The sequence below is a fragment of the Planotetraspora phitsanulokensis genome (assembly GCF_016863295.1).
In the GTDB taxonomy this organism is placed as follows: Bacteria; Actinomycetota; Actinomycetes; order Streptosporangiales; family Streptosporangiaceae; genus Planotetraspora; species Planotetraspora phitsanulokensis.
This window is the reverse complement of record NZ_BOOP01000036.1, coordinates 24,016-36,376: the sequence shown is the minus strand read 5'-3', so window position 1 is coordinate 36,376 and position 12,361 is coordinate 24,016. Positions and strand designations below refer to the sequence as shown.

At 70.1% G+C, this 12,361-nt stretch carries 10 protein-coding genes; 2 read left to right on the top strand and 8 right to left on the bottom strand.

Going from position 1 to position 12,361, the window contains the following annotated elements:
• Positions 1-44: 44 nt before the first annotated feature.
• The 5 genes from Pph01_RS33495 to uvrA form a co-directional block, all read right to left on the bottom strand.
• Positions 45-1,037 (bottom strand): gluconeogenesis factor YvcK family protein, encoded by a 993-nt coding sequence (locus Pph01_RS33495; RefSeq protein WP_204077208.1) that lies wholly within the window; start codon positions 1,035-1,037, stop codon positions 45-47.
• Positions 1,038-1,188: 151 nt separating this feature from the next.
• Entirely contained in the window at positions 1,189-2,058 is an 870-nt protein-coding gene (gene rapZ, locus Pph01_RS33490) for an RNase adapter RapZ (RefSeq protein WP_204077207.1), read from the bottom strand.
• 205 nt (positions 2,059-2,263) lie between these two features.
• The gene (gene uvrC, locus Pph01_RS33485; RefSeq protein ID WP_239117210.1) at positions 2,264-4,207 is read right to left on the bottom strand and encodes an excinuclease ABC subunit UvrC; all 1,944 of its coding nucleotides are present in this window, start codon (positions 4,205-4,207) and stop codon (positions 2,264-2,266) included.
• A 262-nt stretch (positions 4,208-4,469) separates the two neighbouring features.
• On the bottom strand, positions 4,470-4,922 hold the full coding sequence (locus Pph01_RS33480) for a Rieske (2Fe-2S) protein (protein ID WP_239117209.1): 453 nt from the start codon (positions 4,920-4,922) through the stop codon (positions 4,470-4,472).
• A gap of 165 nt (positions 4,923-5,087) precedes the next feature.
• The gene (uvrA, locus tag Pph01_RS33475; RefSeq protein WP_204077205.1) at positions 5,088-7,928 is read right to left on the bottom strand and encodes an excinuclease ABC subunit UvrA; all 2,841 of its coding nucleotides are present in this window, start codon (positions 7,926-7,928) and stop codon (positions 5,088-5,090) included.
• A gap of 283 nt (positions 7,929-8,211) precedes the next feature.
• Between uvrA and Pph01_RS33470 the strand changes: the two genes are divergently transcribed.
• Both Pph01_RS33470 and Pph01_RS33465 read left to right on the top strand, forming a co-directional pair.
• On the top strand, positions 8,212-9,009 hold the full coding sequence (locus tag Pph01_RS33470) for a maleylpyruvate isomerase family mycothiol-dependent enzyme (protein WP_204077204.1): 798 nt from the start codon (positions 8,212-8,214) through the stop codon (positions 9,007-9,009).
• A 29-nt stretch (positions 9,010-9,038) separates the two neighbouring features.
• Complete coding sequence (locus Pph01_RS33465) at positions 9,039-9,683, top strand: MBL fold metallo-hydrolase (protein WP_204077203.1); 645 nt, start codon at positions 9,039-9,041, stop codon at positions 9,681-9,683.
• 66 nt (positions 9,684-9,749) lie between these two features.
• On the opposite strand, the gene Pph01_RS33460 is transcribed toward Pph01_RS33465, so the two are convergent.
• The 3 genes from Pph01_RS33460 to Pph01_RS33450 all read right to left on the bottom strand — a co-directional run bounded on the left by Pph01_RS33460 (position 9,750) and on the right by Pph01_RS33450 (position 12,235).
• Entirely contained in the window at positions 9,750-11,036 is a 1,287-nt protein-coding gene (locus Pph01_RS33460) for an RNA polymerase sigma factor (RefSeq protein WP_204077202.1), read from the bottom strand.
• A gap of 92 nt (positions 11,037-11,128) precedes the next feature.
• Positions 11,129-11,503: a YciI family protein gene (locus tag Pph01_RS33455; protein WP_204077201.1), complete on the bottom strand. Its 375-nt coding sequence runs from the start codon at positions 11,501-11,503 to the stop codon at positions 11,129-11,131.
• Between the two features lie 42 nt (positions 11,504-11,545).
• Entirely contained in the window at positions 11,546-12,235 is a 690-nt protein-coding gene (locus tag Pph01_RS33450; protein ID WP_204077200.1) for a DUF998 domain-containing protein, read from the bottom strand.
• Positions 12,236-12,361: the final 126 nt, after the last annotated feature.

The window sequence follows — 12,361 nt, the reverse complement described above, 5'->3', positions numbered from 1 at the left end:
CCAGACTTACGGGAGCCAGTCTCTCGCACCTTGACAGACGGGGATCACCGCTTCTCGTGGAAAATCTCGTCCAGGACCGCGGCAAGACGTGGTCCATCATGCCTCGGAGATCCGTCAGAAGCGGCCACATCGGCCAAAATCAAACGGCCGCCGAGGGACACGGCGGCCTTCTCCAGAGCCCGCGGATCGTCCACGACGCTCTGATCGGCCAGCACCGCGTCGACGAGCAGAGACGGCGCGTGCTCCCTGAGCACCTCCAGGTGCTTCTCCGGGGAGAAGCCGTCGGTCTCCCCCGGCTGCGGCGCGAGGTTGAGGACGACCATGCGCCTGGCACTGGTCGAGTGCAGCGCGCGGGCCAGTTCGGGCACCTTGAGGTGCGGCAGCACGCTCGTGAACCAGGAGCCGGGGCCGAAAACCACCCAGTCGGCCTCCTCGATCGCCTCGACCGCCTCTGGGCAGGCGGGCGGGTCCGGCGGCACCAGCGAGATCGCCTGCACCCGCCCGGGGGTCAGCGCGCAGGCCACCTGTCCCCGGACGACGGAGATCACACCGTCCAGCTCGACCTCGGCCTCGATGTCCAGGGGCACCGACGCCATGGGCAGGACCCGGCCGTGCGCGCCGAGCAGCCGGCCCACCCAGTCCAGTCCCTTGACGGGGTCGTCGAGCAACTCCCACAGGGCCACGATCAGAAGGTTGCCGACGGCGTGCCCGTGCAGTTCACCCTCGCTGCGGAAACGATGCTGGACGACCTCGGTCCAGGTCTCGCCCCACTCGTCGTCGCCGCACAGCGCCGCCAGCGCCATGCGCAGGTCTCCGGGTGGCAGCACCCCCAGCTCACGTCTCAGACGCCCGCTGGAGCCCCCGTCGTCGGCCACCGTGGCGATCGCCGTGAGGTCGCCGGTGACCCGTCTCAGGGCCGACAGGGAGGCGTACAGGCCGTGGCCGCCGCCAAGGGCGACGACCTTGGGCCCACGTGGGGGACTCGCGAACTCCCCGGGGACTGCGGACTCACCAAGTCCACAGGCGAGCTCGTTCATGCTCCTCCTCGCCCGACGGCTCGCCTAACCCTAACGAAGCCCTTTTCCAGAAAGCCCTACTCTACGAAAAAGCTCCGGAAGATCCACAATTGCGCGAGTCGGCGTTGCCGGGCGAGGGGCGCGGTGGAAGGCGCCGGGAGATCGGAGGAGGCTACTCGCGGCCCATGTCGCGATGGCTGACCTGCACGTCCATGCCGTGCTCCCGCAGGCGGGACCCGATCTCCTCGGCCATGGCGACGCTGCGGTGCTTGCCGCCCGTGCACCCGACGGCGAGGGTCACGTAGCTCTTGCCCTCGCGGGTGTATCCCGCGGCCACGACCCCGAAGACGTCCTCGTATCCGTCGAGGAACTCCTTCGCCCCGGGCTGGCTGAGCACGTAGTCCCTGACAGGCGCGTCCAGGCCGTTCATGGGACGCAGGTCCGGCACCCAATGGGGATTGGGCAGGAACCGGCAGTCGACCACGAGGTCGGCGTCGACGGGCATGCCGTACTTGTAGCCGAAGGAGACCACGCTGACCTTGAGGCCGGGCCGGTCCTCCCCGCCGAAGAAGGAGACGACCTTGCTGCGCAACTCGTGGACGTTCAGCGACGAGGTGTCTATGACCAGATCGGCATTGGCCCTGACCTCGCGGAGGATGCCGCGCTCCCGGCCGATGCCGTCGACCAGCCGGCCGTCCCCCTGAAGGGGATGGGGCCGCCGGACGTTCTCGAACCTGCGGACCAACTCGTCGTCGCTCGCCTCAAGGAACATCACCCGGACGCTCACGCCGCGGCCGTCGAGTTCCTCGATCGCCGCGTTGAGGTCCGTCGTGAAGGCGAGGCTGCGCACGTCGACCACCGCCGCCACCTTGTCGGCGGCCAGGTTGACCTTGCCCGCCTCCTCCGCCAGGGAGAACAGCAGACCTGGCGGCAGGTTGTCGATGACGAACCAGCCCACATCCTCCAGCGCCTTGGCCGCTGTGCTCCTGCCCGCCCCGGACATGCCCGTGACCACAACGAACGCCGGCTCAGTCGTGCTCATCGCCCGCTCACCGTCCTGCCTCATAACGGCCTCGATAACGGCCTCGTCCCATCGGCGCCCCCTGCCGGGAGACGACCCACCCCTGCCGGGAGCATGACATCGCCACGCCACGGCGCGCCACCGGCTCGCCGCAACACGCGACCGTCCCGCCACCGCCTGTGACCGTCCGGAACCGGCCCGGCCCCGAGTGGACGTTCTGCGACGTTCACCCGCGGTCGTCCTTCAACGCCGCGACGATCGCGTCAGCGGTCGCCGGTCCGATGCCGGGAACCTCGAGGATGTCGGCGGCGGTGGCCTCCCGCAGCCGCTTGACCGAGCCGAAGTGGCGCAGGAGCGCCTGCCGTCGGGAGGGCCCCAGCCCCGGAACCTGGTCCAGCGCGCTTTCCTTCAGCGCTTTGGACCGCTTTGACCGATGGTAGGTGATAGCGAAGCGATGAGCCTCATCGCGCACTCGTTGCAGCAGGTAAAGACTCTCGCTGGTGCGCGGGAGGATCACCGGCAGGTCCTCCCCCGGCAACCAGACCTCCTCCAGGCGCTTGGCCAGCCCGCAGACCGCGACGTCGTCGATCCCCAGCTCGTCGAGCGCTCGCTGGGCGGCCGCCGCCTGGGCCGGGCCGCCGTCCACGACGACGAGGTTGGGCGGGTAGGCGAACTTGCGCGGGCGGCCGGTCTCCGGGTCGATGGGCGTCCCCGCCGCCGGTTCACTCCCCTGTTCCGCGAGCTGTTCCGCCGCCGGGGACTCGCCGTCGAGCTCACCGGTGGCGACGCGCTCCTCCAGATACCGCTTGAACCTCCGGCAGATGACCTCGTAGATGGACGCGACGTCACCCTCGGCGCTCTTGATCGAGAACCTGCGGTACTCGCTCTTGCGGGCCAGGCCGTCCTCGAACACCACCATCGAGGCCACCACGTCGGAGCCCTGGATGTGCGACACGTCATAGCACTCGATGCGCAGCGGGGCCTGGTCCAGGTCGAGGGCGTCGGCGATCTCCTGCAACGCGCGGCTACGCGTGGTCAGGTCGCTCGCGCGCCGCAGCTTGTGCTGGGCCAGGGACTCCTTGGCGTTGCGCTCGACCGTCTCCATCAGGCTCTTCTTGTCGCCCCGCTGGGGGACGCGCAGATCCACCCGTGAGCCCCGCTGCTCGCTGAGCAGCTCGATGACGGCCTCGACGTCGGGCGGCGAGGCCTGGACCAGGATCTCCCGGGGAATCGTGGCCTCGCTGTACATCTGGAGGAGGAACTGCTCAACGAGATCGCCGGACGTGGTCTCCTCGACCTTGTCGACCACCCAGCCGCGCTGGCCGCGGATCCGCCCGCCGCGCACGTAGAAGACCTGGACGGCCGCCTCCAGCGGGTCCTCGGCCAGGGCGATCACGTCACAGTCGGTGCCGTCGCCCAGGACGACGGTCTGCTTCTCCAGGGCCCGCTGCAGCGCCTGGACGTCGTCGCGCAACCGTGCGGCCTTCTCGTACTCCTCCACGGCCGCCGCGGCGCGCATGTCCCGCTCGAGCCGCTTGATGAAGCGGGTGGTGTTGCCCGCCATGAAGTCGCAGAAGTCCTCCGCGAGGTCGCGGTGCTCCTCGGGAGTGACGCGGCCCACGCAGGGCGCCGAGCACTTGTCGATGTATCCCAGCAGGCAGGGCCGCCCGATCTGGCCGGCCCGCTTGAAGACGCCGGCCGAGCAGGTTCGCACCGGGAACACGCGCAGCAGCAGGTCGACGGTCTCCCTGATCGCCCAGGCGTGCGAGTAGGGCCCGAAGTAGCGTGTGCCCTTGCGCTTGGCCCCGCGCAGCACCTGCACGCGGGGGAAGTCCTCCCCCATCGTCACCGCGAGGTAGGGATAGGACTTGTCGTCGCGGTACTTGACGTTGAACCGCGGGTCGAACTCCTTGATCCAGGAGTACTCCAGCTGGAGCGCCTCGACCTCGGTCCCGACCACGGTCCAGTCGACCGACGACGCGCTGGTCAGCATCGTCTGGGTCCGCGGGTGCAGCCCCGCGAAGTCCGCGAAGTAAGAGTTCAGCCGTTGACGAAGGCTCTTGGCCTTGCCAACGTAGATCACCCGGCCGCCTGGGTCGCGGAAGCGATAAACGCCTGGCGACTCGGGGATCGATCCGGGCGCCGGTCTGTAGGTTGCCGGATCCGCCACAACCAAAAGCCTACTTGGATCCGCCGACAATTCCGGCTTCGCGAGATCGCCCCGGCCATCCCCGGAGGCTCCCTCTTCGTGAGATCGCTGCGCCATCTCCGGAGGCTCTTCGCGAGATCGCCTCGCCACCCCCGGAGCCTCCCCTCCTCACGAGAGAGCTCCGGCCACCGCCGGGGGCTCCCCGGAAATGGGAAAGCCCGGCGGGATCGTGGCCGGCCGCCAACGTGCGGACCGGCCTCGGTGATCGCGCCGGGCGCGGGACTCACCCGAGGGTGATGTCGCCACCGTTCACTTGGATCTTCATCTCCGGGAGCGGCGCCGACGCCGGGCCGTTCACCACGGAGCCGTCCTTCGCGCTGAACTTGCTCCCGTGACACGGGCAGTCGATCGTGCCGTCGGCGACCTTGTCCACCATGCAGCCCTGGTGGGTGCACACCGCGCTGAACGCCTTGAACTCACCGGCCGTGGGCTGGGTCACGACGAGCTGAGCGCCCAAAATGACCTTCCCGCCCCCCACGGCGATGTCCGCGGTCTTGGCGATCGCGGCTCCCGCCTTGACCTTCGAGGCGGCCCCCTCTCCCGCCCCGTCCGCGGGCTGGGCGGGCGGAGCGGCCTCCGGACCGGCGGTGGTGTATCCGGCACAGGCGGTCAGCGCGACGGCGAGACCCGCCCCTCCCGTCCCGAAGATCATCGCTCGGCGGGTCGTTTCCGTCATGATCGTCCTTCCATGATTCGAACAGGTCAGGGTGCCGCGTCCGGCGTCTCGGCGACGCGTCACTCTACGTCGTCTATAACGGTTCGCGTCCCTGGCCTGGTTCAGCATGACGGACGACTGATCTGCGGAGAGTAAGCGGGACCCCCTCTGGGGTGCCCCCGCCGGTCACGTTCCGAGGATCTTGCGAAGGAACACAGCCGTGTGGCTGTCCTCGATCCGGGCGATGTCCTCGGGCCTTCCCGTGGCGACGAGCTTGCCGCCGCGGGACCCTCCCTCCGGGCCCATGTCGATGATCCAGTCGGCCGTCTTGATGACGTCGAGGTTGTGCTCGATGACGATGACCGTGTTCCCGTTGTCGACGAGCCGGTTGAGCACGCCGAGCAGGCGGCGGATGTCCTCGAAGTGGAGACCCGTGGTCGGCTCGTCGAGGACGTAGACCGTGCGCCCGGTGGACCTGCGCTGCAGCTCCGAGGCGAGCTTCACCCGCTGGGCCTCACCGCCGGACAGCGTGGTCGCCGGCTGACCGAGCCGCACGTAGCCGAGGCCGACGTCGTTGAGCGTCTGCAGGTGCCGGCGGATCGCGGGGATGGCCTCGAAGAACTCCAGGGCCTCCTCGATCGGCATGTCGAGGACCTCGGAGATCGTCTTGCCCTTGTAGTGGACCTCCAGCGTCTCCCGGTTGTACCGGGCTCCGTGACAGACCTCACACGGGACGTACACGTCGGGCAGGAAGTTCATCTCGATCTTGATCGTGCCGTCGCCGGAGCACGCCTCGCAGCGGCCGCCCTTGACGTTGAAGCTGAACCGGCCCGGCAGGTATCCGCGGATCTTCGCCTCGGCGGTGGCGGCGAAGAGCTTGCGGACGTGGTCGAAGACCCCGGTGTAGGTCGCGGGGTTGGACCTCGGCGTGCGCCCGATCGGCGACTGGTCGACGTGGACCACCTTGTCGACCAGGTCGGTGCCCGTCACCCGGGAGTGACGGCCGGGAACGGTGCGGGCGCCGTTGAGCTCCTTCGCGAGGGCGTTGTAGAGGATGTCGTTGACGAGCGTCGACTTGCCCGACCCGGAGACCCCCGTCACGGCCGTGAAGACGCCCAGGGGGAACTCGACGTCGACGCCGGTCAGGTTGTGCTCGCGGGCGCCCTTCACGACGAGCTGCCGCTTGCGGTCCCGCTTGCGCCGCACGTCCGGTATGGCTATCGCCTTGCGGCCCGACAGGTACGCCCCGGTGAGGGACTGCTCGCTGGCCAGCAGCTGCTCGACCGTGCCGGAGACCACCACCTGGCCGCCGTGCTCGCCCGCCCCGGGACCGATGTCGACCACCCAGTCGGCCGCCGCGATCGTGTCCTCGTCGTGCTCGACCACGATCAGGGTGTTGCCCATGTCGCGCAGCCGGATGAGCGTCTCCAGGAGCCGCTGGTTGTCACGCTGGTGCAGGCCGATCGAGGGCTCGTCCAGGACGTAGAGCACGCCGACGAGGCCGGACCCGATCTGTGTGGCCAGGCGGATCCGCTGGGCCTCCCCTCCGGCCAGCGTCCCGGCGGCCCGGTCGAGAGTGAGGTAGTCGAGACCGACGTCGAGCAGGAAGCCGAGCCGCGCGTTGATCTCCTTGACCACCCGCTCGGCGACGTGCATGTCCCGGTCGGACAGGTGGAGCGCGCCGAGGAACGTGGCGCACTCGCCGATCGACAGGCCCGAGACATCGGCGATGGACGCGTCGCCCACGGTGACGGCGAGGGACACCGGCTTGAGACGGCGCCCGCCGCAGGCCGGGCAGGGGACCTCGCGCATGAAGCCCTCGAACCGCTCCCGGCTGGCGTCGCTCTCCGACTCGGCGTGCCTGCGCTGCACCCAGGGGATGACGCCCTCGAAGTTCGTGTAATAGGAGCGCTCGCGGCCGTACCGGTTCCGGTAGCGGATGTGGACCTGCTCGTCGTGGCCGTTGAGGAGGGCCTTCTGCGCCTTCTTCGACAGCCTCTCCCACGGGGTGTCGAGGTCGAACCCGAGCGCGTTGCCCAGGGCCTCGATCATCCGGACGAAGTAGTCGCTCGTGTGACCGCTGGCCCAGGGCGCGATGGCGCCGTCGCCGAGCGTGCGCTCCGGGTCCGGCACGACGAGGTCCGGATCGACCTCCATCCTCGTGCCGAGGCCGGTGCACTCCGGGCAGGCGCCGAAGGGCGAGTTGAACGAGAACGACCGGGGCTCCAGCTCCTCGAACGACAGGTCGTCGTAGGGGCAGTAGAGGTGCTCCGAGTAGAACCGCTCACGGTTGGGGTCGCCCTCGGGCAGGTCGACGAAGTCGAGGGTGATCGTCCCGCCGGACAGCTGCAGGGCCGTCTCGACCGAGTCGGTGAGCCGGCGCCGCGCGCCGTCCTTCACCGCGAGCCGGTCGACGATCACCTCGATGTCGTGCTTCTCGTACTTCTTGAGCGTCGGCGGCTCCTCCAGCCTGACGATCGTGCCGTCGACCCTGGCCCGGGCGAAACCCTTGGTCTGCAGCTCGCGGAAGAGCTCGGCGTACTCCCCCTTGCGGCCGCGGACGACCGGGGCGAGCACCTGGAAGCGGGTGCCCTCCTCCAGCTCCAGCACGCGGTCGACGATCTGCTGCGGCGTCTGCCGCGCGATGGGACGGCCGCACGTGGGGCAGTGCGGCTTGCCGATCCGGGCCCAGAGCAGTCGCAGGTAGTCGTAGACCTCGGTGATCGTGCCGACCGTTGAACGCGGATTGCGGTTGGTCGACTTCTGGTCGATGGAGACCGCCGGGGACAGTCCTTCGATGAAGTCCACATCGGGCTTGTCCATCTGCCCGAGGAACTGCCGCGCATAGGCGGACAGCGACTCGACATAGCGCCGCTGGCCCTCGGCGAAGATCGTGTCGAAGGCCAGGCTGGACTTCCCGGAGCCGGAGAGCCCGGTGAAGACGATGAGAGCGTCTCGCGGCAGGTCCAGCGAAACGTCCTTCAGGTTGTGCTCACGTGCGCCACGCACGATCAGGCGGTCAGCCACGGTGGTCCCGATAGGTCGATGGAGTCAACAGGAGGTGCACGGGCAAGCTATCCGGTGCCACCGACATTTTTCGGGGGCGTCTTCCGGCGGCCGGCGCGGGCGGCCGAACGCCTCCGAAACGGTCACGCCCCCACTCATCCAGGGTATGAGTTCCGTCAAACCCGCGTCCCGGACTCCGGCCGGAAACTCTCTCAGTGAAACCATCCGCGCCCGCGTGCGCTTCCCGGGCGGCCCCGGCGCGGCCGCCCGGAGCGAGGTCCACGAGGTGGTCCATGATTGCCCTATGTCCGCTGTCGAGGAGCTTCAGACCGAACTGGCCGAATCCACGAGCCGGCTGCTGGCGACCGCCGCCCGGCTCACCGACGACGACGTCCGCGCCCCCTCCCTCCTGCCCGGATGGACCCGGGGGCACGTCCTGACCCACCTGGCGCGCAACGCCGACAGCCACGTCAACCTGCTGACATGGGCCAGGACCGGTGTCCGGACACCCCAGTACTCCGGGCAGGGAGTGCGGGAGACCGAGATCGAGGCGGGAGCCGTACGGCCCGTGAAGGAGCTGCTCGCCGACCTCGAGGACAGCGCCGACCGGTTGCGCGAGGCGGTCGAGGGCATGCCCTCGGAGGCCTGGTCGGCCACCGTGTCCGGCATACGCCCGCCCGAACATCCCGCCTGGTACATCCCGGCCCGCCGGCTTCGCGAGCTCGAGATCCATCACGTCGATCTCGGCGCGGGGTACGGCTGGGCCGACTGGCCGGACACCTACGTCAGGCGGGAGCTGCACGACACCATGGCGTCGTGGCCCCGGGGTGAGGGCCCGGTCAGCGAGATCGTCGCCCGGTGGGAGGACGGCGGGCAGGCCCGCGTCTGGCACGGACTCGGCCGCGGTCCAGCCGTGCACGGCTCTCCCCGAGAGCTCGTCGCCTGGCTCACCGGGCGGGCATCCGGAGAGGGTCTGACCGTGGAACCCTCCCCAGCGGGAGCGGCCGGCCTCCCGCCGTCGCCGCCTCCGTGGCTGGTGATGCCCGCTCCGCCGGACCTGCCCGCGCGACCGCCGCGCACATGGCCGCCCGACCGTGACTAGCGTGAGCCGTACAGGATCTTAGGAGGATCATGAGCTACACCGGAGACGTCACCAAGGGCGGCCCCGCCGACGTGCGCGAGCTGCCCGGGCTGACCATTTCCAAGATCGAGGTCGGCGGTTTCGGCAACAACGCCTACCTTCTGCGGTGCACGGCGACCGGCGACGGCCTGCTCGTCGACGCGGCCGCGGAACCCGATCGCCTGCTCGCTCTCATCGGAGATCGGCCGATCAGCTCCATCGTGACCACACACCGTCACCAGGACCACTGGATGGCTCTGGAGGACGTGTCGAGGGCGACGGGAGCGCAGGTGATCGCCCACCCGCTCGACGCCCCCGAGCTGCCGGTCGCGGTCACGCGTACGGTTGAGCACGGAGACAAGGTGAGCGTGGGCGACGTCGCCTTGGACGTGATCCACCTGCGCGGGCACACGCCGGGTTCGATCGCGCTGCTCTACCAGGACTCCCACATCTTCACGGGCGACTCGCTGTTCCCTGGAGGCGTCGGGAACACGCAGAAGGACCCGGAGCGGTTCGAGCAGCTGTTCACCGACGTCGTCGAGCGGATCTTCGACCGTCTTCCGGACGAGACGTGGGTGTACCCGGGCCACGGCAAGGACACGACCCTCGGCGTCGAGCGCCCGTCCCTTCCCGAATGGAAAGCGCGCGGCTGGTGACCACCGCCTGAACACACCCTGGCCGGGCGACCCTGCGGCCCCGGGGCCCTGAGAGACCCCGGGCCGTCACTCCGTGGCGGTCCCGTCCGACGGGCCCGCCGCCCGTCGGAGGAAGAGCGCGCGTTCCCGCGCGTTCCGCGTCAGCGCGGCGGCCCGTTCGAACTCCCGCCGCGCCTCGCCGAGCCTGCCCAGCCGGGCGAGGAGATCACCGCGTACGGCGGGCAGCTGAGGATAGGCCGCCAGGGTGCGCTCGGACGCGAGCGCGTCCACGATCTCCAGGCCGGCGACCGGGCCGGAGGCCATCCCGACGGCGACGGCCCGGTTCAGCTCCACGACCGGAGACGGCGAGACGTGGGCGAGCACCTGGTAGAGGGCCGCGATCCGCTCCCAGTCCGTGTCCTGGCTCGACGACGCTCGAGCGTGGCAGGCGGCGATCGCGGCCTGCAGCGCGTACGGGCCGAACCTGCCGCCGAGCGCCTCGGCCCTGCCGACGGCCTCCAGGCCGCGGCGGATGAGCAGCCGGTCCCACAGGCGCCGATCCTGGTCGAGGAGCAGCACGGGGTCGCCTTCCGGGCCGGTTCTGGCCCGCAGGCGGGACGCCTGGATCTCCATCAGGCCGACCAGGCCGTGCACCTCGGGCTCCTCGGGCGCGAGCCCGGCGAGGATCCGGCCCAGCCGGAGGGCCTCCTGGCAGAGCTCCGGGCGCGTCCAGGCGTCCCCGCCCGTCGCCGCGTACCCCTCGTTGAAGATCAGATAGATCACTCCGAGCACCGACGCCAGCCGGTCGGCCAGTTCGTGCGGCGCCGGCAGCTCGAACTCCACCTTCTTCGCGGCGAGGGTTCGCTTCGCGCGGACGATCCGCTGGGCGACGGTGGGCTCCGCGATCAGGAAGGCACGGGCGATCTCCTCGGTGGTGAGCCCGCCGAGCAGACGCAGGGTGAGCGCCACGCGGGACTCGGGCGGCAGGACGGGATGGCAGGCGGTGAAGACCAGGCGCAGCAGGTCGTCGCCGATCTCGTCCTCGATCTCCGTGTCCGGGCCCGGTTCTGCCCGCTGCCGGGCATCGAGGTCGCGCCCGATCTCCTCGAGCTTGTCGGCGTACCTGGTCTGGCGGCGCAGGAGGTCGATCGCGCGATGCTTCGCCGTCGCCATGAGCCATGCGCCCGGATTGTCGGGGACGCCGGACTCGAGCCACTGTTCGAGGGCGATGACCAGGGCGTCCTGCGCGAGTTCCTCGGCCAGGCCCACGTCACGGACGAGCCGGGCGAGCCCGGCGATCACCCTGGCGGACTCGATCCGCCACACCGCCTCGATCGCGCGGTGGGTGACGCGGCGAGGATCGGTGACCGTCATGGCCACCGATCCAACCACCACGTCGTCCCGTGCGGGAGGTGCGGGACGAGATCTCAGGCGGGTTCAGGCCTCACAACCTGGAGGGGACGGGCTCATCCCGCCGGAGGCCCGAAGTCCTCGGGACCCATCACCTTCAGGACCGTGGACACGCCCTCCCAGCCCTCCCAGAGGTCCCGGTGCAGCTTCATGAAGCGTGCGGCCCACTCGACGGCCTCCTCCTTCGACCGGACCTCGTACAGCGCGTAGCTGATGAGCTCCTTCGCCTCGGCGAACGGCCCGTCGGTCACGCTGAGCCGTCCACCGGTCAGCTCGACCGTCGCGCCCGCACCGCTCGGGGCCAGCCCGGCGGTGTCCAGCAGGGCGCCGGCCGCGGTGGCCTCGCCTCCGAGCTTCATGATCGCCTCCATGAGCTCGGGAGGCGGCGGGGTGGGCGGCTGTTCCGACTTGAGCAACACCAGATAACGCATGATTTCTCCTTGCCTTCTTCCGACGCTCTAGTGATAGGGGGTTCAGTTGTGCGCGGCCCGGCGGTAGAGGTGGAGCGCCACCGCTGAGATCCAGGCGCAGACGAGCACGATGGCCGCGGTGAAGGCCAGGTTGATCCAGACGCTACCGCCGCCGGACGCGATGCCGGCGAAGCCCGCGAGGAACAGCACTCCGGTGGCCCGGGAGAAGGCCGCCCATCCCCCGCGCCCCTCGCCCACGAACCGGGCCCCCAGCACGAAGCACGCCGCGATCAGGCAGGCGAACCCGATGCCGCCGGAGACGAGGTGCAGCGTGCCGTGCCAGGTGACCTCCCCCGCGCCTGCCGGCGCCCCGACGGGGAAGCCCAGCGCCGGGTCCGCGCGGAACGCCCCCGCGGCCACCATGCTCGCGCCGTACACGCCGACCAGGCGCGGCGCCCAGGTGGCGCCCCGGCCGGGCCGCAGACAGCGTCCAAGGCCGACCGCGAAGGCGACGGTCATCAGGCCGCTCACCACCAGGACGGCGATGTGGATCCAGCCGAAGTCGCCGTTGGCGAGCAGGCTCCACGCGTGGCGGGAGAAGTCGAAGCCCTCCCGGGTGAGGCCCTCGATCACGGAGACCAGGACGTAGATCGGCCCGGCTATGACTCCGTAGGCCAGCAAGGTCTTGGTGACGCTCGTCGCCGGATCGCAGCGCTCGCCGGTCGCGGCGGCGGCCGCCTGCTGAGCCGTCATGTCGGTTCCCTTCGGTCCCAGGCCGCTCGTTCACGGCCCTCTACCTGGGCCTCGAACGGGCCCGCCCGAAATCGACACGTCGCCCGAAGTTTTTTCCCGCCACCGCGAGCGGACCCGGGATGCGGT

Coding starts and splice junctions, on each gene's coding strand:
- rapZ (WP_204077207.1), bottom strand. CDS start 2,058: ATGAGCACGACTGAGCCGGCGTTCGTTGTGGTCACGGGCATGTCCGGG.
- Pph01_RS33465 (WP_204077203.1), top strand. CDS start 9,039: ATGAGCTACACCGGAGACGTCACCAAGGGCGGCCCCGCCGACGTGCGC.
- Pph01_RS33470 (WP_204077204.1), top strand. CDS start 8,212: ATGTCCGCTGTCGAGGAGCTTCAGACCGAACTGGCCGAATCCACGAGC.
- Pph01_RS33460 (WP_204077202.1), bottom strand. CDS start 11,036: ATGACGGTCACCGATCCTCGCCGCGTCACCCACCGCGCGATCGAGGCG.
- Pph01_RS33450 (WP_204077200.1), bottom strand. CDS start 12,235: ATGACGGCTCAGCAGGCGGCCGCCGCCGCGACCGGCGAGCGCTGCGAT.
- Pph01_RS33495 (WP_204077208.1), bottom strand. CDS start 1,037: ATGAACGAGCTCGCCTGTGGACTTGGTGAGTCCGCAGTCCCCGGGGAG.
- Pph01_RS33455 (WP_204077201.1), bottom strand. CDS start 11,503: ATGCGTTATCTGGTGTTGCTCAAGTCGGAACAGCCGCCCACCCCGCCG.
- Pph01_RS33480 (WP_239117209.1), bottom strand. CDS start 4,922: ATGACGGAAACGACCCGCCGAGCGATGATCTTCGGGACGGGAGGGGCG.